Origin of the sequence: Pseudomonas sp. SWRI81 (assembly GCF_014268545.1) — a bacterium.
Lineage (GTDB): Bacteria > Pseudomonadota > Gammaproteobacteria > Pseudomonadales > Pseudomonadaceae > Aquipseudomonas > Aquipseudomonas hamedanensis.
Genome location: NZ_JABWQS010000001.1, coordinates 178,780 through 200,711, shown reverse-complemented (window position 1 = coordinate 200,711; position 21,932 = coordinate 178,780). Strand labels below are relative to the sequence as shown.

The following is a 21,932-nucleotide window of genomic DNA, read 5'->3' as shown; positions in this document are numbered from 1 at the left end:
TTATCGGAAACTCAGACCAGTGCGGCCTGGTAGCGCGCAGCGACTTCAGGCCAATTGATCACGTTGTAAAACGCATTGATGTATTCCGGACGACGATTCTGGTACCGCAGGTAATAAGCGTGTTCCCAGACATCGAGACCCAGAATCGGCGTGTTGCCGTTCATCAATGGACTGTCCTGATTGCCGCTGCTTTCCACGATCAGCTTTTTCTCCGGGGTCACGCTGAGCCAGGCCCAGCCGCTGCCGAAACGGGTCAGCGCGGCTTTGGTGAACGCTTCCTTGAAACGGTCGAGTCCGCCCAGTTGTTCATCAATGGCTTTGGCCAAAGCACCGTCGGGCTCGCCGCCGCCGTTGGGCACCATCACTTCCCAGAACAGCGAATGGTTGGCATGGCCGCCGCCCTGATTGATCACCGCTGCGCGAAGCTTTTCCGGCAACTGCTGCACACTGGCGACAAGTTTTTCCACTGGCCACTCGGCAAACTCGGTGCCTTCCACGGCGGCGTTAAGGTTGTTGATGTAGGTCTGGTGATGCTTGGTGTAGTGGATTTCCATGGTTTGCGCATCGATGTGCGGTTCGAGGGCATCGTAGGCGTAAGGCAAGGCAGGCAAGGTAAAAGCCATTTCAATGGACTCCATGGTGGTGAGGGGCTGAGGCGCGACGTGCATTGCCGGTGTCCGGGTGCAGCAGACGCTGGGTGCGCGGGTATTCGCCGTGCTCGCTGATGAAATTCAGCAGTTCGACGTAGGTCTTGCTGCTCTGGCGCAACGCCGCTTCACGCAGGGCCGGGCGCAAGCGTTCGTCCTGCATGGTCTGCAATAACCGTTGGTGGATGGCGCACAGATACTCGGCGCTCTCCTCCGGTTGATTCAGGCGCAGGTGCAAATCGGCGAGGTTGTGATGAGAGACGACGCAGGCCGCCACCGCTTCGTCGGCGTCCGTCCAGCGTTCGAACAACACTTGCGCCAGGGCCAGGGCTTGCAGGTAAGCCTCGCGGGCATCGATCAACTCGCCCAGCATGAAGCAGCGATTGGCCCGTTCGATCGTGCGTTTCCAGTGCTCCATGATGAACCTCCAAAGCGGTTGCGGGATTTACACGCCGCCGGCGGTGAGTTTCTCGGGGTTGAGCAACTCTTCCAGCTCCCGGCGTGACAGGTCGGTGTGTTCCAGCGCGACGTCGATCACCGCGCGACCTTCCCTGTAGGCCTGCTTGGCGATTTCGGCGGCCTTCTGGTAGCCGATGATCGGATTGAGCGCAGTCACCAGAATCGGGTTACGCGACAACGCTTCCTTGAGGCGCGCCTCGTTGACTTTGAAGCTGGCGATGGCCTTGTCACCGAGCAGGCGGCTGGCATTGGCCAGCAGCTCGATGCTGCTCAGCAGGTTGTCGGCGATGATCGGCAGCATCACATTGAGTTCGAAGTTGCCCGACTGACCGGCGACGGTGATCACCGAATCGTTGCCGATCACCTGCGCAGCGACCATGGCCGCGGCTTCCGGTATCACCGGATTGACCTTGCCCGGCATGATCGACGAGCCGGGTTGCAGGGCTTCGAGCTCGATTTCGCCGAGACCGGCGAGCGGGCCGGAGTTCATCCAGCGCAGGTCGTTGGCGATTTTCATCAGCGTCACGGCGCAGGCCTTGAGCTGACCGGAAACGGCGACGGCGGTGTCCTGCGAGCCGATCAGCGCGAACAGATCCTTGCCCGGGGTGAATTGCACGTCGGTCAGTTGGCTCAAATGCCGGCTGAAACGCGCCGCGAATTCAGGGTGCGCATTGACCCCGGTGCCGACCGCCGTGCCGCCCTGCGCCAGCGATTGCAGACTGGGCAGCACATCCTGCAAATGACCGATGTTGGCCTTGAGCTGCTGCGCCCAGCCATTAAGCACCTGACTCATGCGCACGGGCATCGCGTCCATCAGATGCGTGCGGCCGGTCTTGACGTGGTGATGCACTTGTCCGGCCTTGTGCTCAATGACTTGCACAAGATGCAGCAGCGCCGGCAGTAATTGTTCATGCAAGGCCAGCGCGGCGCTGACATGGATGGTGGTCGGGATGATGTCGTTGCTGCTCTGGCCGCAGTTGACGTGGTCGTTGGCATTGATCGACTCGCCAAGCAGACGGCTGGCCAGCGTAGCGATCACTTCATTGGCGTTCATGTTCGAGCTGGTGCCGGAACCGGTCTGGAAAATATCCACCGGGAAATGCTGCATGAAATCTCCTTCGAGCAGCCCTTGCGCGGCATCGCTGATGGCTTTGCCTTGCGCCGCGCTGATCTGGTTCAACTCGACGTTGGCGCGAGCGGCGGCAGCCTTGGCCAGAATCAGTGCGCGGACGAACTGGCGCGGCATCGGCTTGCCGCTGATCGGGAAGTTATTCACCGCGCGCTGGGTTTGCGCGCCGTAGAGCGCGTCGACCGGCACCTGCAGTTCGCCCATGCTGTCGCGCTCAATACGTGTCTTGGTCATGCGAGTGTCCTTGCAGCAATTCAGTAAGAGGGATCGAGGGTTGCAACTCGCATGTTGCGAGTTGCCAGGTGTAGCGCTGCCAGCGCTGGAGGCGGCATTGGCAAAGCGCCAGGCGCTCCATGTCGCGCAACGGCCGCCAGGCCTGATCGAGGCAGAGGCTGCGCCAGTGCCACGGCAAGGCCACATCAGTGGCGGTATCGAGCAACAGACGGAAAGAAGTTTCGGCGACGGTCCAGGGCGAGGTTGCCGTGCAACAGGACAGATAGCGTCCTTCGGCAAGGTAGTGTTCGATCAGGCGCGGCTCGTCAGGATTCAGTGCGCAACGGATCTGGCGACTCATCCAGCGCCAGCTTTCGAGGTAGGGCTGCTCGTGCAAGGCAGAACTCATGATCCGGGACTCGTGCGGAGATGAGATTCATTATTAGATGATAATGAGAACCAAAACAAGCCTGCATGCACGCAACCTTGTGGGAGCGGGCTTGCTCGCGAATGCGGTGTATCAGCCAGAGATGTTGTGACTGAAAGACCGCATTCGCGAGCAAGCCCGCTCCCACAGGAGATTTGTGCAAGCATAAAAAAAGGCACACCACCCGTTGAGGTGGCGCGCCTTTTTTGTGTAACGGCCGGGCTTAACTGCCCGCGACAGTCATCCGCTCGATCAACACCGAACCGGTGCGGATGTTGCTGCGCAGTTCCAGGTCATTCCCTACCGCGACAATCTGCTTGAACATGTCGCGCATGTTGCCGGCGATGGTCACTTCCTGCACCGCGAACTGGATTTCGCCGTTTTCGACCCAGAAACCCGCCGCCCCGCGCGAATAGTCGCCGGTGACCATGTTCAGGCCATGCCCCATCAACTCGGTGACCAGCAATCCGCGGCCCATGCGTTTCAGCAGCGCTGCCTGATCCTCATCGCCATGGGTGACGAACAGGTTGTGCACCCCGCCCGCGTTGGCGGTGCTCGGCATGCCCAGTTTGCGTCCGGAGTACGTACCCAGGATGTAGGACACCAACTCGCCTTTTTCGACGAACGGTTTGGCATAGGTCGCCAGGCCGTCGCCGTCATAGGAAGCGCTGCCCATGGCGCGCATCAGGTGCGGACGCTCGTCGATGGTCAACCATTCCGGGAACAGCTTCTGCCCCAGCGTGCCTTCCAGGAATGAAGACTTGCGATACAGGCTGCCGCCCGATACCGCCGACAGGAAGCTGCCGAACAAACCGCCCGCCAGCTCAGCGGAAAACAGCACTGGCACTTCGCAAGTCGGCACCGGGCGCGCGCCCAGACGGCTCGCCGCTCGCTGCGCGGCACGCTGGCCGATGCTCACCGGATCGGCGAGCAAGCTGCCCTGACGGTTGACGTCGTACCAGTAATCGCGCTGCATCTGGCCGTCCGCTTCGGCGATCATCACGCAACTGAGGCTGTGCCGCGTCGATGCGTAACCCCCGATGAAACCGTGGCTGTTGCCATAAACACGGCAACCCTGATGGGTGCTGAGCGTGGTGCCGTCGGCGTTCTTGATCCGCGCATCGGCATCAAAAGCCGCCGCCTCGCAGAGCAAGGCCTTCTCGATGGCTTGCTCCGGGGTGATATCCCATTCGTGGAACAGGTCGAAATCCTTGATGTCTTTGGCCATCAATGCCGCATCGGCAAGACCTGACGCTTCGTCCTCGGAGGTGTGCTTGGCGATCGCCAGTGCCGCCGCGACCGTTTCACGAATCGCCTCTGGCCCGGTGGCCGAGGTGCTGGCCGAGCCCTTGCGCTGGCCGACGTACAAGGTGATGCCAAAGCCCTGATCGCGGTTGAATTCGACCGTTTCGACCTCGCGCTGACGCACCGAAGTCGACAGCCCCTGCTCCAGCGACACCGCAACCTCACAGGCGCTGGCGCCCTGGCGCCTGGCTTCAGCGACGATCTGCTCAACCTGTTCCTGCAGTGCCGGCAATGCCTGCGGGCCGACGCTTTGAACTGCACTCATGCTCATCTCCACTCAAATTCTGCTTTCGGCTGGGGTCAACGAGCGACCGGGCCGGACAAGCGGCCCCCGACTGGTTATCATGGCGGCGTTTCTTTGCGGACTGCCACCATGGTTGATTCTTACGACGACTCCCTCGATACGGGAGAAAAAAGCAAATCTCAGGTCAAACGCGAGCTGCATGCTCTGGTTGACCTTGGCGAGCGCCTGACCACACTCAAGCCCGACTTGCAGGCAAAACTGCCGTTGACCGACGCTTTGCGTCGGGCATTGGCCGATGCGCCCAAGCACACCGCGAACATCGCGCGTAAACGGCATTTGCAGTTCATCGGCAAACTGATGCGCGACCAGGACACGGACGCGATTCTGACGTTGCTCGATCAACTCGATGCCTCCACTCGCCAGTACAACGAGCGTTTCCATAATCTGGAACGCTGGCGTGACCGCCTGATCGCGGGCGATGACGCCGTGCTGGAGAAATTCGTCGTCGAGTACCCGGACGCCGACCGTCAACAGCTACGCTCCCTGATCCGCCAGGCCCAGCACGAGGTTGCGCAAAACAAACCTCCTGCTTCCAGCCGCAAGATCTTCAAATACATCCGCGAGCTGGACGATAGACAACGCGGCCTGCGTTGATATTCGCCACCGGGTGGCCGCCCTGCGCGCCACCCGAAGCTCCACGTCCTCTTATGCGCCCGTGCCACCCACGGTGATCGCATCGATTTTCAGCGTTGGCTGACCGACACCCACCGGCACCGACTGCCCATCCTTGCCGCACGTGCCCACACCGCTGTCCAGCGCCAGATCGTTACCGACCATCGACACCCGGCTCATCGCCTCGGGGCCGTTGCCGATCAACGTCGCGCCTTTGACCGGCGCGGTGATTTTGCCGTCCTCGATCAGGTAGGCCTCGCTGGTGGAGAACACGAACTTGCCGCTGGTGATGTCGACCTGACCGCCGCCAAGGTTGGCGCAGTAGATGCCTTTCTTCACCGAAGCAATGATTTCCGCCGGATCGCTTTCGCCGCCGAGCATGTAAGTGTTTGTCATCCGTGGCATCGGCAGGTGCGCGTAGGATTCGCGGCGACCGTTACCAGTGCGCGCCACCCCCATCAGACGGGCATTGAGCTTGTCCTGCATGTAGCCCTTGAGCACACCGTTTTCGATCAGCGTGGTGCACTCGGTCGGGGTGCCTTCGTCATCGACACTCAGCGAACCGCGACGCCCGCTCAACGTGCCGTCATCGACGATGGTGCAGAGTTTCGAGGCAACCATTTCGCCCATGCGCCCGCTGTAGGCGGAGCTGCCCTTGCGGTTGAAATCGCCTTCCAGACCGTGACCGACCGCCTCGTGCAGCAGCACGCCGGACCATCCTGAACCCAGTACCACCGGCAGCGTACCGGCCGGCGCCGGGATCGCTTCCAGATTGACCAGCGCCTGACGCAACGCTTCCCGGGCATAGCCCATCGCGCGGTCCTCGGCGAGGAAATAACGGTAATCGGTACGTCCGCCGCCGCCATGTCCGCCACGCTCGCGACGGCCGTTCTGCTCGACGATGACACTGACGTTGAAACGCACCAGCGGTCGCACATCGGCGGCCAGGCCACCGTCGGTAGATGCCACCAGGATGCGCTCCCAGACACCGGCCATGCTCACGCTGACCTGTTGAATGCGCGGGTCGAGCGCGCGCGTGGCGACGTCGATGCGCTTGAGCAATTCGACTTTTTCGGCCCGGCTCAGCACTTCCAGCGGGTTGTCCGGCGCATACAGTTGCGCGACATCCTGGGTGCTGAACGCCTGCACGGTGCCGTTCTGCCCGGCGCGGGAGATCGAGCGCGCCGCACGGGCCGCAGCGCCGAGGGCTTCGAGGGTGATCGCGTTGCTGTAGGCAAAACCGGTTTTTTCACCGGACTGCGCGCGCACGCCAACGCCCTGGTCGAGGTTGAAGCTGCCTTCCTTGACGATGCCGTCTTCCAGCGACCACGACTCGGAAATCTGCCCCTGGAAATACAGATCGGCGGCATCGATGCCAGGGCCGGCAAGATCGCCGAGCACACCTTGCAGGCTCTCGATCGTCACGCCACCGGGCGCCAATAGATGATCACTGACTGAGGACAACAACTCGCTCATAGGTTTACGCCTTAAATTCGTGTTCTGAAGCAGGTCGCTGGGCGCCCTGCGAGAAAAACCGCCGATGACGCGTCACCGGCATGCGCGCCCGAATGGACGCCTGTTCATCGCTGTCGCGAGCGGCCAACAACACCGCTTCGCCTTGATCCTGTTGGGCCAGTACGCGCCCCCACGGGTCGACAATTGCCGCATGGCCGAAGGTTTCGCGCGGTCCCGGGTGGGTTCCGCCCTGTGCGGCCGCCAGCACATAACATTGAGTCTCGATGGCACGCGCGCGAATCAGCACATCCCAATGCGCGGCGCCGGTCACGGCAGTAAACGCCGACGGTGCGGTAATCAATTCGGCACCGGCAGCACGCAATTCGCTGTACAGCTCCGGGAAGCGCAAGTCATAACACACCGTCAGTCCGACGCGTCCAACCGGCGTGTCCGCCACCACTACATTGCTGCCATAAGCATAGTCATCGGACTCGCGGTAACGACCGCGATTGTCCGCCACGTCGACATCGAACAGATGCAGCTTGTCATAGCGCGCGACGATCTCGCCGTGTTCGTTGATCAACAGCGAGCAGGCGTTGGCCTTGGCCATGGGTTGCCCCAGCGGCGGCAACGGCAATGTGCCGGCGACTATCCATAAGGTGAGGTCGCGGGCGGTCTGTTTCAACCATGGCAGGATCGACCCTTCGCCCAAGGCTTCGGCGCGGCCGATATCGGCGACGTCGCGACGACCCATGGCGGCGAAGTTTTCCGGCAGTACCGCGAGCTTCGCCCCGCCAGCGGCCGCCTGTTCAAGCAGGCGCCGGGCCTGAGCCAGATTGGCCAGCACGTCACTCTGGCTGACCATTTGAATCACCGCTAAAGACATGGCGAACTCCCAAAGAGGTAGGTGGCCATGCTACTCCATCGCTTCAAGGCCGGGCCGTTCAAAAAGGCTTGTCGAAGGTGATTTTCGGCTCTTTCCATGGGCCTTTGACGGTGTACTTCACACTGGCGAAGCGTGCCACGCGGTCACCGATCAGCTTGTCGATAAGGAACAACGCACCGCCGACCGCCGGTGCGCCGACGATCAGCGCGGCGATCGGCAGGTTATTGGTCACCGGCAAGGTCACCAGCAATTTCGCATCCACCTTGTCACCCACCAGATCCAGTGTGCCGTCCAGCTCAAGATTGCTCGAAGGGCCGGTCAGGCGAATCGGTTCTCGCGTCACATAGACGCCGTTGTTCGCCACCAGCAGACCTTTGACCCGGTCATAGCTCAAGCCCTTGCCGAACAGGTCGGAGAAGTCCAGGCGCAGACGCCGGCCGATCGAATTGAAGTTGAGCAGGCCGAACACCCGCAGCGCCTGAGCGCCGCCCTCCACTTCAACGAACTGGCCCTTGTTCAGCGAGGCATCCAGAGTGCCGGAGAAGCGTTTGGTCGCCAGCCACGCCGGCGAGCCCGGCCAGCGGCCATCGACGTCCATGTGGAATTCTTCGCTGGTCACGCTCGGTGCGAAGCCCCAGCCCTTGAGCACATCGGCGAGGTTCTTGCCGCCGATGCGGCCCTTGTACCAACTGCTGGTCGATCCCGGCGCGCCTTCCCAGCCGCCATTGCCTTGCAACAGGATGCCTTTGAGCCCCATGTCGAGGTTGTTCAGGGCGATGCCTTTGGCGGTCGGCCGCACTTTCAGTGACCAGCCACCGACCAGATCCGGGCCGAGGAACAGTTGGTTGAGGGTGATATCCAATGCCGGAATTTTCGTCGGATCGACCGAGGCCAGCGGGTCAGGCGCGTTTTCGTCGGCCTGCACCGCCGGGTCGGGAGCGGGCAGCTTGACGTATTGCAGGTTCACTGCAATCGGCACGCCTTTGGCGTCCGGCAGGCTGGCCGTGCCTTTGGCTTGCTGGCTCTCGAGCGCCAGGTTCCAGGCTGCCGGCTTGCGGTTGAGCTGCACCGAAGCCTGATCCAGCGTGGTGCCGAACGCGGTCAGCTTGCCAACCTTGAAGTCCGCACTGCTGAGTAGCTTGTTGGCGCTGCCACCGACATCCTGTCCGGCGTATTTACTCAGCACGTCCTGCCACGGCGCGACGTCGAGTTCCGACAGCACGCCACGTATGCGCAGGCCTCTGGATCCCGGCAGCAGCGCCTCGCCGGCACCGAGGAACAACTCGCCCCGACCGTCGGCAAAACTGGCCGGCGGCGAGGCGAAGGTGAAACTGGCGAGTTGATCGTAGCTGACCCAATAACGCCGCTCCTGGCCCTGCAAGGTCATGCGGAACACGGTGTCGCGCCCGACATCGGCGGCCATGCCGAACGGCGCAGGCAGATCCACTGCCACGCCCTTGAGGCTGGAACTGACCATCAACTGGCTGTCGGCGCCGTCGAGGGTCAATTGCAACTGATACGGAATCGTCCCCGACACCGGCAACGGCTGCGTCACGCCAAGCCAGTCGGTGAGTTTCTTGACTTCAACCTGCCCCGACGCTGCGACGCGGGTCCTGAGCTTGTTGGGGCTGCCGTCGGCAAAAATCTGCGCGCTCACCGGTTTGTCGAAAGCCCGCGCAGTGATGTTCTGCCCGCTCAAGCCTTTGGCGCTGTCGAAGCGAAAATCGCCCTTGAGCTGGGTCAGCTCCAGCGTCGGCTCGGCCAGCTTCAGTCGTGCGTTGGCGGTCTTGAAGTCGACGAGAATTTTCGGCTGATCGCCCTTGGCCAGCGGAACGTCCAGTTTGAGCTTGCCGCTCAGGTCCCCGGCGCCTTCCCAGCCGGCAAAGGTTTCGGCCGTACCGATCGGCGCTTCCTGAAGAATTTTCAAACCGTCGCCCAGACCACCGGCGAATGCGCCATCGAGCAGCAGGTGCGTGTTCTGCCCGGCGGGCACGTGGGGAATATTGACGAAGACATCGCTGACTTGCGTATCGAGCAACTGGCCCTTGCTGGCCCAGATGCGTACGCCGCTGTCTTCAATGAACACGTCACCGCTGACCTTGCTCACGTGCGGCCAGCCCGGCTGGAACGCCAGCTCGGCGTCATGCACCTTGAAGAACAAGCTGATGCTGCGGTCGGCCTCACCGGCATTCTTGCTCAGTGATCCCTGATACTGGAAGAAACCCTGATCCACCGCGCCCTTGAGAATCGCCGTGCGCAGCCATTCATCCAGCGCCGGGCTCAACACGGCGGGCAGGTATTTGGCCGTGTAGCGACCGTCGCCCTCGACCAGGCCGACGCGCAGGTCCATGTAGTCTTCCTGGCTATGGTCGAAGTGCAGGCGAATCAGGAAGTCGCCGGCAATCTTGCCCTCCTCGCCCAGCACTTTCAGGTAGGGCGCGATCAGGGTGAAACCGTCCTTGTCGAGCTTCCAGGTCAGCCGCGCATTGGCCTGCAGGTATTGCCACGGCTTGGCGAAAATCGGGTCGAGGTGCAGGACAAAATCCTTGCTGTCCAGGCGCAGCTCGCCGCCGTCGAGATTGCCGGCGAGGCTGCCGCTGACATTTCGCGCCGCGGGCGCACCGTGGTAGGCGTCGAAACCGACGTTATCCAGGTTGGCGGCAAAGCCGAATTTGTTGCCGTCGGTGGCGTTCGGGCGAAAATCGAGCAGGACATTGCGCAAGCCGCCGGTCACCTTCAAGCGTTCAACAGCCGTGGCGACACCCTGTGGCAACGGCCCCAGCGCATTGAGCAGCGGCGTGATCGGCGTCAGGTCGAGGCGGTCGGCCTGCAAATGCCAAAGTTCTTCAACCGTGTCGCTCGCCCGGGTCTGTTGTACCTGAACGCGGGACTCCCAGCGGGTTTCACCGAAGCTCATCGCCAGCGAATCGAGGGTGATCGTCGCGCCCTTGGCGCTATTCTGGTAATACGCATTCAGCGCCAGATTGTCGATCTGGATCGGTTTGCGCTCGGCATAGGCACCGGTGACTTGCGGTGCATTCAGGCGTAGCGCGGCGCTTTGCAGGGCTCCTTCGGCCCAATCGACCCACAACTCACCGCCGGCCTTGATCCGGGAAAAATTCCACTGCTGTGTCAGACGCTCGGGCAACCACTTCGACCAGTCGCTCTGCGGCAGGCTGGCGTATGCCTCGATGGCGCTGTTCTGCCATTGATCCGGACGAATCCGCGTGCGCAGGTTCAGCGCGACAGGCTGGCCGTCAGGCAGGGTCAAACGGGCATCGAGACGTTGGCGGCTGGCGCCGGTGTGCAGATTCAGCCCGACATAAGTGAGCGTCATCGGCGGGTGATCGAGCGGTTGCAGAGTCACCTGGCTGTCGAGCACCGACAATTGTCTGATCATCTGCGAACGCTGGAACAACCGGGCCGGATCGAACGGTTGATCCTTCTGCATCGGCAAGCCTTCCAGCGCCCAGCTACCGTCTTCGGCTTCCTTGAGGCTGATCTTCAAGCCGTTGAGTTCGATGTGCGCGAGGCGTACTTCGCGGGCCAGCACACTGGCCCAAAGGTCCGGCACCACCCGCACGCGATCCAGCCGCAACGCGTTGGTGCCGTCGCCGACCATCACGTCATGGGCCAGCAGGATCGGCGCGAAACCGCTCCAGTTGCCTTCCAGCTCGCCAATCTGCAACGGCATACCGAGGGCGGCGCTGGCCTTGTCTTCAAGATCGGCGCGGTATTCGGCCACCAGTGGGGTCAGCTCGCGGCCCAGACTGACGTACAAGGCCATCAACACCAGAACCAACGCGCACAGGCCCAGCCCCCAACGGGTGAGTGCGGCCAAAATGCGTGTCAGACGTTCCATGTCAGTTGGCTCCCATGGCAAAATTACTGCGAAAAGCTGAGGCCAGCCGCGTTGAATGAAAGGTGACGCAGGGCTTCAGAGCAGCACCACGTCATATTGTTCCTGGGAATACATGGTTTCTACCTGGAAGCGTATGGTGCGACCGATGAAGCCTTCAAGCTCGGCGACGTTACCGGACTCTTCGTCGAGCAGGCGATCGACCACTTTCTGGTTGGCCAGCACCCGATAACCCTCGGCCTGATAGGCCCGCGCCTCGCGCAGGATCTCGCGGAAGATCTCGTAACAGATGGTTTCGGCGGTCTTCAATTTGCCCCGTCCCTGGCAACTGCTGCACGGTTCGCACAGCACTTGTTCGAGGCTTTCGCGGGTGCGCTTGCGCGTCATCTGCACCAAACCCAACTCGGTGATGCCGATGATGTTGGTCTTGGCGTGATCGCGCTCAAGCTGTTTTTCCAGGGTGCGCAACACTTGCCGCTGGTGCTCTTCGTCTTCCATGTCGATGAAGTCGATGATGATGATCCCGCCCAGATTGCGCAGGCGCATCTGCCGGGCAATCGCCGTGGCTGCTTCGAGGTTGGTCTTGAAAATGGTTTCTTCGAGATTGCGATGGCCGACGAAGGCGCCCGTGTTCACATCGATGGTGGTCATGGCTTCCGCCGGGTCGATCACCAGATAGCCGCCGGATTTCAGCGGTACCTTGCGTTCCAGTGCGCGCTGGATTTCGTCTTCGACGCCATACAGGTCGAAGATCGGCCGTTCGCCCGGGTAGTGTTCCAGACGATCGGCGATTTCCGGCATCAGTTCGGCGACGAACTGCGTGGTTTTCTGGAAGGTTTCCCGGGAATCGATGCGGATTTTCTCGATTTTCGGATTGACCAGGTCGCGCAGGGTACGCAAGGCCAGGCCGAGGTCTTCGTAAATCACGCTCGGCGCGGCAATGGTCTTGATCTGTTCATTGATCTGATCCCACAGGCGGCGCAGGTAGCGGATGTCCATGAGAATTTCATCTGCGCCCGCGCCTTCAGCAGCCGTGCGCAGAATGAAGCCGCCGGCCTCTTTGATGCCTTCTTTGGCCACGCAATCGCTGACCACTTGCTTGAGGCGTTCGCGTTCGGCTTCGTCTTCGATCTTCAGCGAAATGCCGACGTGCGCGGTGCGCGGCATGTACACCAGATAACGCGAAGGAATCGACAGTTGCGTGGTCAGGCGCGCACCTTTGGAGCCGATCGGGTCCTTGGTGACTTGCACTATCAGGCTCTGGCCCTCGTGCACCAGCGAGCTGATGCTTTCCACCGCCGGCCCTTCACGCAAGGAAATTTCAGCGGCGTGAATAAACGCGGCGCGGTCCAGGCCGATGTCGACGAACGCTGCCTGCATGCCTGGCAGTACCCGAACGATCTTGCCTTTATAAATGTTGCCGACGATTCCGCGTTTTTGCGTGCGCTCAACGTGGACTTCTTGCAGCACACCGTTTTCGACCACTGCCACGCGCGACTCCATCGGCGTGATGTTGATCAGAATCTCTTCACTCATGGCAGGATCTCGTTCAGGCATGTTCACGATTGTGGCCGCATCTGGATTCGTACGACGCTCAGGGCGTGTTCAGGTTTTGCCAACAGGGTATGCCGAAATGGCCCAGCACCTCAGAGGTTTCGCACAGCGGCAGGCCGACCACGGCCGAATAGCTGCCATCGAGTCCGGCGACAAACACCGCGCCGAGGCCCTGAATGCCATAGCCGCCGGCCTTGTCGCACGGTTCGCCGCTGGCCCAGTAGGCGGCGGCCTCATCGCGGCTGATCGGGCGAAAGCGCACACGACTGCGCACCACCCGCGACTCGCAGCGCTCGCCTTCGAGCACGGCGATGGCGGTCAGCACATCATGCTCGTTGCCAGACAACATCATCAGCATGGCGCATGCGTCGGCTTCGTCCACCGGTTTGCCAAGAATTTTGCCGTCGAGCACCACAGCGGTATCGGCCCCCAGTACACAAAACGGCTGGTCGGCGACGACCGCGCGGCGTCCGGCCTCAGCCTTGCCACGCGCGAGGCGTTCGACATAGGCCGAGGGCGATTCGTCAGGAAGCGGGGTTTCGTCGATGTCCGCGCTGATGGCGGTGAACCGCACGCCGATCTGCGCGAGCAGTTCACGGCGACGTGGCGATCCGGAGGCGAGGTAAAGCAGTTTCATCAAACCATCTCCCTGTTCAGTGCCCTGCTTCACCGGTTCAATAGATTCTGTAGCGTCGGCACATTCCGCGTAGAGCGAAGCTGACCCACGGCCAGAGCAAGGCGCTGACCAGTGCCGGCAGGACCAGCGCCAGGGTCGGCTGACGATTACCGGTCAAGGCGCTCAGCCACAGTTGCGCCAGTTGCGCGAGGCCGAAGATCACCAGGATCACCAGACACTGCTGCCACATCGGAAACATGCGCAGACGCTGCTGCAGTGACAGGACGAGGAAGGTGATCAGGGTCAGGATCAGCGCGTTCTGCCCGAGCAGGTCGCCCTGCAGAACGTCTTCGGCCAGCCCCAGACAGAATGCGGTGACCATGCCAACCGTGTGCGGCATGTACAGCGCCCAGAAGGTCACGAGCAAGGCCAGCCACAGCGGGCGGAGGATTTCCATGAAGATTGGCAGCGGTGAAACGCTGAGCAGGATGCCGACGAAGAACGTCAGCCAGATCATCCAGCCGTTTCCGGATTTTTTCGCGCCGACCATTATTCTCGTCCCCCGGTAGTCGCTGGCGGTTTCGCCGGTGGTTTGCTGGCTGCCGGTGGTTTGGCAGCGGCGGGTGTGACTGCGGGCGCTGCGGCTTCGGCGGCAGGAGCTGGTGCTGTCGACGGCGTCGCGGGCATGATCAGCGGTTTCGGCACACCGGCCGGCAACGTCGGACCGCCACCATGCGCGTCGAGCGCTTCCTGCGCCTGGGCGGCGTCATTGGCGCGCTCTTCGGCGGTGCGGCTGTCGCTGAACACCAGCAGCAGATAGCGGCTGCGGTTCAGGGCGGCGGTTGGCACGGCGCGGACGATGGCGAACGGCTGGCCGGAATCGTGGATGACTTCCTTGACCGTGGCCACCGGATAACCGGCCGGAAAGCGCTGGCCGAGGCCGGAGCTGACCAGCAGATCGCCTTCCTTGATGTCCGCCGTGTCAGCGACATGGCGCAATTCCAGACGCTCCGGGTTGCCGGTGCCGCTGGCAATCGCGCGCAGACCGTTGCGGTTGACCTGCACCGGAATGCTGTGGGTGGTGTCGGTCAACAGCAGCACACGTGAGGTGTATGGCATCAACTCAACCACCTGGCCCATCAGCCCCCGTGCATCGAGCACCGGTTGGCCCAGCACGACGCCGTCGCGCTCACCTTTGTTGATGATGATGCGATGGGTGAAAGGGTTGGGGTCCATGCCGATCAACTCGGCCACTTCGACCTTTTCGTTGACCAGTGCGGAGGAATTGAGCAACTCGCGCAACCGAACGTTCTGCTCGGTCAGGGCCGCGAGCTTTTGCATGCGCCCCTGCAACAGCAGGTTCTCGGTCTTGAGTTTTTCGTTTTCGGCGACGAGCTCGGTGCGACTGCCGAACTGACTGGCGACCCCTTCCCACAACCGGCCGGGCAGGTCAGTGATCCAGTAGGCATCCATGAGCACCAGCGACGCTTGCTTGCGCGCGGGCTTGAGCAGGTCGAAACGCGCATCGACGACCATCAGCGCGACCGACAGCACGGCCAGCACCAACAGGCGCACGCCCAACGAAGGGCCCTTGGCGAAAAGCGGTTTAATAAGCCGCTCCTCCCAGGCAAATGTTCTGTTTATTCATACGGCATCAAACCGGCCTGGATGAAGACTGACAGAAGATAAACGCCAACAGGCAGCACTGCAAAGTGCTGCCTGTGCGTTCACCCACGTATTGCAACCAACGCATCAAATGGTGTGAAAGCGTAGCGAGCGACGGCAAGACAAGGCAAAAACAGGCGAGGAAGCGGAGTTTACGGGTTGTAAATGAGCATTCCGAGCCTGTTTTTAACGCAGTATTGCGCGCGTAAAGCCGAAGGCTCCCAGCCCTGAGTAGCTTTCACGCCGTTTGATTATTCGCTGGAGAGCAAATCCATGGTGTGCTTATCCATCATTTCCAGCGCACGGCCACCGCCGCGAGCCACACAGGTCAGCGGATCTTCGGCAACGATCACCGGCAGACCGGTTTCCTGAGCCAGCAACTTGTCCAGGTCACGCAGCAGCGCGCCACCACCGGTCAGCACCAGGCCGCGCTCGGCGATGTCGGAAGCCAGTTCCGGCGGCGACTGCTCCAGCGCGCTCTTCACGGCCTGAACGATGGTGGCCAGCGACTCTTGCAGAGCTTCCAGCACTTCGTTGGAGTTCAGGGTGAATGCACGTGGAACGCCTTCGGCCAGGTTGCGACCGCGAACATCGACTTCGCGCACTTCGCCGCCCGGGTAGGCCGTACCGATTTCCTGCTTGATGCGCTCAGCGGTGGATTCACCGATCAGGCTGCCGTAGTTGCGACGCACGTAAGTGATGATCGCTTCGTCGAAACGGTCGCCGCCCACTCGTACGGATTCGGCGTAGACCACACCGTTGAGGGAGATCAGGGCGATTTCGGTGGTACCACCACCGATGTCCACGACCATCGAACCGCGGGCTTCTTCAACCGGCAGACCGGCACCGATCGCAGCGGCCATTGGCTCTTCGATCAGGAACACTTCACGGGCACCGGCGCCAAGGGCCGATTCACGGATGGCACGACGCTCAACCTGGGTGGACTTGCAGGGAACGCAGATCAGCACACGAGGGCTGGGCTGCAGAAAGCTGTTTTCATGAACCTTGTTGATAAAGTACTGCAGCATCTTTTCGCAGACGCTGAAGTCGGCGATCACGCCGTCCTTCATCGGACGAATGGCAGCAATGTTGCCCGGCGTACGGCCGAGCATGCGCTTGGCCTCGGTGCCGACAGCGACGACACTTTTCTGGTTACCGTGTGTCCGAATGGCCACAACCGATGGCTCATTCAGGACGATACCGCGCTCGCGCACGTAAATAAGGGTGTTGGCAGTGCCCAGGTCAATGGAAAGATCGCTGGAAAACATGCCACGCAGTTTCTTGAACATGGGAAAGGGACCCTAGGCAACGCGTGGGTAAAAAAGTGCGGCAAACTCTAACAACGACAGGGATTTTGGGCAAGGCGCCAATATGTTAAATTGGCCGCTTTTCTGTGCACCAAGCCCCACAATCGCGGCCTTATGACCGTAGAAGTGCGGTAGTGTTCCGACAATCTAACACACGGACGCCGTCCGTTCTGTTTTCCACTGGAGAATCCCGATGGCGCTAGAACGCTCCGACGTGGAAAAAATCGCGCATCTGGCCTGCCTTGGCCTCAACGATGCCGATCTTCCACACATTACTTCCGCCCTCAACAGCATTCTCGGGCTGGTCGACGAGATGCAGGCCGTCAATACCGACGGTATCGAGCCTTTGGCCCACCCTCTGGAAGCCAGTCAGCGCCTGCGTGCCGACGTCGTGACCGAGACGAATAACCGCGAGGCCTACCAGTCCATCGCACCAGCGGTCGAAAACGGCCTGTACCTGGTTCCGAAAGTCATCGACTAAAGGGAAAGAGCCTGCAATGCATCAAATGACTCTGGCCGAGATCGCCCGCGGTCTCGCCGATAAAAAGTTTTCCTCCGAAGAGCTGACCAAAGTCCTGCTGGCGCGTATTACCCAGCTCGATCCGCAGCTCAACAGTTTCATCAGCCTCACCGAAGAGCTGGCCCTCGAGCAGGCGAAAGCCGCCGATGCGCGCCGGGCCAACGGTGAGAGCGGCGCCCTGCTCGGCGCGCCGATCGCCCACAAGGACCTGTTCTGCACCCAGGGCATTCGCACCAGCTGCGGCTCGAAGATGCTCGACAACTTCAAGGCACCGTACGACGCCACCGTGGTGGCGAAACTCGCCGCCGCCGGCGCCGTGACCCTGGGCAAGACCAACATGGACGAATTCGCCATGGGTTCGGCCAACGAGTCGAGCTGGTACGGCGCGGTGAAAAACCCGTGGAACCTGGAACACGTACCGGGCGGTTCGTCCGGTGGTTCGGCCGCTGCTGTGGCCGCGCGCCTGTTGCCTGCCGCGACCGCCACCGACACCGGCGGCTCGATCCGCCAGCCAGCCGCCTTCACCAACCTCACCGGTCTGAAGCCTACCTACGGTCGCGTTTCGCGCTGGGGCATGATTGCCTACGCGTCCAGCCTCGATCAGGGCGGCCCGTTGGCGCGCACTGCCGAAGACTGCGCGATCCTGCTGCAAGGCATGGCCGGTTTCGACCAGAACGATTCGACTAGCATCGATGAGCCGGTGCCGGATTACTCCGCCAGCCTCGGCGATTCGCTGCAGGGCCTGCGCATCGGCGTGCCGAAGGAATACTTCAGCGCCGGTCTCGACCCGCGCATCGCCGAGCTAATCCAGAACAGCATCCAGCAGTTGCAGAAGCTCGGTGCGGTGATCAAGGAAATCAGCCTGCCGAACATGCAGCACGCGATTCCGGCGTACTACGTGATCGCCCCGGCAGAAGCGTCTTCCAACCTGTCGCGTTTCGACGGCGTGCGTTTTGGCCATCGCTGCGAGAACCCGGCAAACCTGATCGACCTGTACAAGCGCTCCCGAGGCGAAGGCTTCGGTGCCGAAGTGCAGCGCCGGATCATGGTCGGTGCCTATGCGCTGTCCGCCGGTTACTACGACGCCTACTACCTGAAAGCGCAGAAGATCCGTCGTCTGGTGAAAAACGACTTCATGGCGGCCTTCAATGAGGTCGACGTCATCCTCGGCCCGACCACGCCGAACCCGGCCTGGAAGCTCGGCGCGAAGAACAGCGACCCGGTCGCTGCCTATCTGGAAGACGTCTACACCATCACCGCCAACCTCGCCGGCCTGCCGGGCCTGTCGATGCCGGCCGGTTTTGTCGACGGTCTGCCGGTGGGCGTGCAATTGCTCGCGCCGTACTTCCAGGAAGGTCGCCTGCTCAATGTGGCGCACCAGTACCAGCTCAATACCGACTGGCACACTCGCACCCCAACCGGCTTCTGAGGAGATACACATGCAATGGGAAGTCGTGATCGGGCTGGAGATTCACACTCAGCTCACCACCCGGTCGAAAATCTTTTCCGGTAGTTCCACCACGTTCGGTTCCGAGCCGAACACCCAGGCCAGCCTGATCGACCTGGGCATGCCCGGCGTGCTGCCGGTGCTCAACCAGGAAGCCGTGCGGATGGCGGTGATGTTCGGTCTGGCGATTGACGCCGAGATCGGCCAGCACAACGTGTTTGCCCGGAAAAACTATTTCTATCCAGACCTGCCGAAGGGCTACCAGATCAGCCAGATGGAACTGCCGATCGTCGGCAAGGGCCACCTGGACATCGCGCTGGAAGACGGCACGGTCAAACGCGTCGGCATCACCCGCGCGCACCTGGAAGAAGACGCCGGCAAGAGCCTGCACGAGGAATTCAACGGCGCCACTGGCATCGACCTGAACCGTGCCGGCACGCCGCTGCTGGAGATCGTTTCCGAACCGGACATGCGCAGCGCCAAGGAAGCCGTGGCGTACGTCAAGGCAATCCACGCGCTAGTGCGCTACCTGGGCATCTGCGACGGCAACATGGCCGAAGGCTCGCTGCGTTGCGACTGCAACGTGTCGATCCGTCCGAAGGGCCAGGCCGAGTTCGGTACGCGCTGCGAGATCAAGAACGTCAACTCGTTCCGCTTCATCGAGAAGGCGATCAACTCCGAAATCCAGCGGCAGATCGAGCTGATCGAAGACGGCGGCAAAGTCATTCAGCAAACCCGTCTGTACGATCCGAACAAGGACGAGACCCGTCCGATGCGTTCGAAAGAGGAAGCCAACGACTACCGTTACTTCCCCGATCCGGACTTGCTGCCGGTGGTCATTGAAGAGTCGTTCCTCGGCGAGGTGCGTGCAACTCTGCCGGAACTGCCACCGCAAAAGCGCGAGCGTTTCCAGAGCCAGTTCGGTCTGTCGGCCTACGACGCCAACGTGCTGGCGACCAGCCGTGAGCAGGCGGACTACTTCGAGAAAGTCGCGGCCATTGGTGGCGACGCGAAACTGGCGGCGAACTGGGTGATGGTCGAGTTGGGCAGCCTGCTCAACAAGCAAGGCCTGGACATCGAGGAATCGCCAGTGTCCGCCGAGCAACTGGGCGGCATGCTGCAGCGCATCAAGGACAACACCATCTCCGGCAAGATCGCCAAGGTTGTGTTCGAAGCGATGGCCAGCGGCGAAGGCAGCGCTGACGAGATCATCGAAAAGCGCGGCCTCAAGCAGGTCACCGACACCGGCGCGATCTCCGCCGTGCTCGACGAAATGCTCGCGGCCAACGCCGAGCAGGTCGAACAGTACCGCGCGGCTGACGAAGCCAAACGCGGCAAGATGTTCGGCTTCTTTGTCGGCCAGGCCATGAAAGCCTCCAAAGGCAAGGCCAACCCGCAGCAGGTGAACGAACTGCTGAAAAGCAAGCTCGAAGGCTGACCACAAAATGGAGCCAGATCCAAAGCCTGGCTCCATCCCCTGTGGGAGCGACCTGTGGCGAGGGGATTTATCCCCGTTGGGCCGCGAAGCGGCCCCAATTGCTGAGCTTGATTTGCACCAGATAGACCGAGTTCTCAGTTTTTGGGACTGCTGCGCAGTCCAACGGGGATAAATCCCCTCGCCACAGGTCACTCCTACATTTGATCCGGGATACCTTTGAATGAAGCGTCTGTTTCTGAGCAGCGCCCTGCTCGCCTTGCTGGCCGGTTGCGCCAGCACCGACACCATCGACCCGCACGGTTACGACCAGACCGGCGTCGCCTCCTATTACGGAGCCAGGCACCACGGGAAACGCACCGCCAGCGGCGAAGCGTTCAACCAGCATTCCCTGACCGCCGCCCACCGCCAACTGCCGTTCGGCACACGGGTGAAGGTCACCAACCTGAAAAACGATGAGTCCGTCGTGGTCCGCATCAACGATCGCGGCCCCCACACGCGCGGGCGCATCATCGACCTGTCCCGCGAAGCCGCCGACCAGATCGGCATGCTGCGCAGCGGCACCGCGCGGGTTCGCGTGCAGGCCCTCGACTGATGGAGCGCCGACCATTTTCGGATTAGCCGATTTACCGCTGATCAACGTCATCGAATTGCTCAGCGGCCTGTGTCTGTTGATCATTGGCGCCGAGTTGATGGTGCGTGCTGCCGTGCGTCTGGCCGAACGTCTGCATGTGCGCCCGCTGATCATCGGCCTGACCATCGTTGCCCTCGGCAGCAGTGCGCCGCAAATGGCGGTCAGCCTGCAAGCAGCGATGGCGAATAACCCTGACATTGCGGTCGGCAGTGTGGTTGGCAGCAGCATCTTCAATATCCTCGTGACCCTCGGCCTCTCGGCGCTGGTCATTCCGCTGCGCGTGTCCCGGCAATTGGTACGCCTCGATATTCCGCTGATGATCGGCGCCAGCCTGCTGGTGTTCGTCCTGGCGTGGAACAAAGACATCGGACGCTTCGACGGCCTTCTGTTGCTCGGCGCCTTGACGCTGTACCTCGGTTTGCTGTTTCGCCAGTCGCGGCACTCGGCCCGCCCCCACACCGAACGACCGCAGAATGCGCAGCAATCCTGGTTGATCAGCGCGCTGATGATCCTTGGCGGCCTCGCCATGCTGGTGTTTGCCGGACATTTGTTGCTCGGCGCTGCCGTGGCCGTGGCAACCGACCTGGGGCTTTCGGAACGGGTGATCGGCCTGACGGTGGTGGCGGTCGGCACGTCCCTGCCGGAACTGGCCACTTCGCTGATCGCGGCGTTGCGCGGGCAACGGGATATCGCCGTGGGCAACGTGATCGGCGCCAACCTGTTCAACTTGCTGGGTGTGCTCGGCCTCACCGCATTGATCGCGCCCATGCCGCTCTCGGTGTCACCCAATGCGCTGGATTTCGATTTGCCGGTGATGCTGGGCGTGGCCGCGCTGTGCCTGCCAGTGTTCTATTCCGGTTATCGCGTGACCCGCGCCGAAGGCTTGTTGCTGCTCGGTTTGTATCTGGTCTACGGACTGCACGTGGTGTCGTTCACCACCGGCATGCCGCTGGCTGGCAAGCTTGAGCGGCTGATGCTGTTTTATGTCTTGCCGCCGCTGTTGATGTTTCTGCTGTTCACGTCGATACGCGCCTGGCGCCGCCAGCACCACAAGAGGGATATGCCATGACCGAAGCGAAGCAGTCCGGGGTTGAAATCCGCCGTCAGGTAATGGGCGATGCGTTTGTTGACCGAGCCTTGGGCAACGCCACCGAGTTCACCCAGCCGTTGCAGGATTTCGTCAATGAGCATGCCTGGGGCGGGGTGTGGAACCGCGACGGCCTGCCGCTGAAAACCCGCAGCCTGATCACCCTCGCGGCGCTGACCGCGTTGAAGTGTCCGCAGGAATTGAAGGGCCACGTGCGCGGCGCACTGAACAATGGCTGCACGGTGGAAGAAATTCGCGAGGCGCTGCTGCATTGCGCGGTGTATGCCGGGGTGCCGGCGGCGATCGATGCGTTTCGCGCGGCGCAGGAAGTGATCGACAGCTACCAGAAACCGGAGTGATTCGGCGCGGCT

General features: G+C 61.7%; 20 protein-coding genes. 7 read left to right on the top strand and 13 right to left on the bottom strand.

What is annotated here, in order from left to right:
- Positions 1-11: 11 nt before the first annotated feature.
- The 5 genes from HU765_RS00835 to pmbA all read right to left on the bottom strand — a co-directional run bounded on the left by HU765_RS00835 (position 12) and on the right by pmbA (position 4,451).
- The gene (locus HU765_RS00835) at positions 12-623 is read right to left on the bottom strand and encodes a superoxide dismutase (RefSeq protein WP_186618683.1); all 612 of its coding nucleotides are present in this window, start codon (positions 621-623) and stop codon (positions 12-14) included.
- Position 624: 1 nt separating this feature from the next.
- Positions 625-1,065: a hypothetical protein gene (locus tag HU765_RS00830; protein ID WP_186618682.1), complete on the bottom strand. Its 441-nt coding sequence runs from the start codon at positions 1,063-1,065 to the stop codon at positions 625-627.
- Between the two features lie 27 nt (positions 1,066-1,092).
- Positions 1,093-2,469, bottom strand: coding sequence for a class II fumarate hydratase (locus tag HU765_RS00825; RefSeq protein ID WP_186618681.1), 1,377 nt, complete (start codon positions 2,467-2,469; stop codon positions 1,093-1,095).
- Entirely contained in the window at positions 2,450-2,857 is a 408-nt protein-coding gene (locus HU765_RS00820; protein ID WP_186618680.1) for a FagA protein, read from the bottom strand. Before HU765_RS00820 ends, HU765_RS00825 begins: the two co-directional genes overlap by 20 nt.
- Before the next feature lie 241 nt (positions 2,858-3,098).
- Complete coding sequence (gene pmbA / locus HU765_RS00815; RefSeq protein ID WP_186618679.1) at positions 3,099-4,451, bottom strand: metalloprotease PmbA; 1,353 nt, start codon at positions 4,449-4,451, stop codon at positions 3,099-3,101.
- 102 nt (positions 4,452-4,553) lie between these two features.
- Between pmbA and yjgA the strand changes: the two genes are divergently transcribed.
- Entirely contained in the window at positions 4,554-5,078 is a 525-nt protein-coding gene (gene yjgA, locus HU765_RS00810) for a ribosome biogenesis factor YjgA (protein ID WP_186618678.1), read from the top strand.
- Positions 5,079-5,129: 51 nt separating this feature from the next.
- Here yjgA and tldD read toward each other — a convergent pair whose 3' ends face one another.
- From tldD to mreB, 8 genes are all read right to left on the bottom strand, one after another.
- Positions 5,130-6,572 carry a metalloprotease TldD gene (gene tldD / locus HU765_RS00805; RefSeq protein WP_007961588.1) on the bottom strand — a complete coding sequence of 481 codons (1,443 nt, stop codon included), beginning with the start codon at positions 6,570-6,572 and terminating at the stop codon, positions 5,130-5,132.
- A 4-nt stretch (positions 6,573-6,576) separates the two neighbouring features.
- On the bottom strand, positions 6,577-7,437 hold the full coding sequence (locus HU765_RS00800) for a carbon-nitrogen hydrolase family protein (RefSeq protein ID WP_186618677.1): 861 nt from the start codon (positions 7,435-7,437) through the stop codon (positions 6,577-6,579).
- A gap of 58 nt (positions 7,438-7,495) precedes the next feature.
- Complete coding sequence (locus tag HU765_RS00795) at positions 7,496-11,299, bottom strand: YhdP family protein (RefSeq protein WP_186618676.1); 3,804 nt, start codon at positions 11,297-11,299, stop codon at positions 7,496-7,498.
- A 75-nt stretch (positions 11,300-11,374) separates the two neighbouring features.
- Positions 11,375-12,832, bottom strand: a complete 1,458-nt coding sequence (gene rng / locus HU765_RS00790; protein ID WP_186618675.1) for a ribonuclease G — start codon at positions 12,830-12,832, stop codon at positions 11,375-11,377.
- Positions 12,833-12,890: 58 nt separating this feature from the next.
- Complete coding sequence (locus tag HU765_RS00785; RefSeq protein ID WP_186618674.1) at positions 12,891-13,487, bottom strand: Maf family protein; 597 nt, start codon at positions 13,485-13,487, stop codon at positions 12,891-12,893.
- Positions 13,488-13,524: 37 nt separating this feature from the next.
- A complete protein-coding gene (gene mreD / locus HU765_RS00780; RefSeq protein ID WP_024011608.1) occupies positions 13,525-14,016 on the bottom strand; it encodes a rod shape-determining protein MreD in 492 nt (163 codons plus the stop codon).
- A complete protein-coding gene (gene mreC, locus HU765_RS00775; RefSeq protein WP_186618781.1) occupies positions 14,016-15,077 on the bottom strand; it encodes a rod shape-determining protein MreC in 1,062 nt (353 codons plus the stop codon). Before mreC ends, mreD begins: the two co-directional genes overlap by 1 nt.
- A gap of 305 nt (positions 15,078-15,382) precedes the next feature.
- A complete protein-coding gene (gene mreB, locus HU765_RS00770) occupies positions 15,383-16,420 on the bottom strand; it encodes a rod shape-determining protein MreB (RefSeq protein WP_002555108.1) in 1,038 nt (345 codons plus the stop codon).
- A 211-nt stretch (positions 16,421-16,631) separates the two neighbouring features.
- On the opposite strand from mreB, the gene gatC reads away from it, so the two are divergent.
- The 6 genes from gatC to HU765_RS00740 all read left to right on the top strand — a co-directional run bounded on the left by gatC (position 16,632) and on the right by HU765_RS00740 (position 21,920).
- A complete protein-coding gene (gene gatC, locus HU765_RS00765) occupies positions 16,632-16,919 on the top strand; it encodes an Asp-tRNA(Asn)/Glu-tRNA(Gln) amidotransferase subunit GatC (RefSeq protein WP_007976465.1) in 288 nt (95 codons plus the stop codon).
- A 16-nt stretch (positions 16,920-16,935) separates the two neighbouring features.
- Positions 16,936-18,387 (top strand): Asp-tRNA(Asn)/Glu-tRNA(Gln) amidotransferase subunit GatA, encoded by a 1,452-nt coding sequence (gatA, locus tag HU765_RS00760; RefSeq protein ID WP_186547276.1) that lies wholly within the window; start codon positions 16,936-16,938, stop codon positions 18,385-18,387.
- A 10-nt stretch (positions 18,388-18,397) separates the two neighbouring features.
- Positions 18,398-19,843 carry an Asp-tRNA(Asn)/Glu-tRNA(Gln) amidotransferase subunit GatB gene (gene gatB, locus HU765_RS00755; RefSeq protein ID WP_186618673.1) on the top strand — a complete coding sequence of 482 codons (1,446 nt, stop codon included), beginning with the start codon at positions 18,398-18,400 and terminating at the stop codon, positions 19,841-19,843.
- 220 nt (positions 19,844-20,063) lie between these two features.
- Positions 20,064-20,435, top strand: coding sequence for a septal ring lytic transglycosylase RlpA family protein (locus HU765_RS00750; RefSeq protein WP_186547278.1), 372 nt, complete (start codon positions 20,064-20,066; stop codon positions 20,433-20,435).
- Positions 20,436-20,475: 40 nt separating this feature from the next.
- On the top strand, positions 20,476-21,543 hold the full coding sequence (locus tag HU765_RS00745; protein WP_186618780.1) for a calcium/sodium antiporter: 1,068 nt from the start codon (positions 20,476-20,478) through the stop codon (positions 21,541-21,543).
- Positions 21,540-21,920, top strand: coding sequence for a carboxymuconolactone decarboxylase family protein (locus tag HU765_RS00740; RefSeq protein WP_186547279.1), 381 nt, complete (start codon positions 21,540-21,542; stop codon positions 21,918-21,920). The genes HU765_RS00745 and HU765_RS00740 overlap by 4 nt, the downstream gene beginning before the upstream one ends.
- Positions 21,921-21,932: the final 12 nt, after the last annotated feature.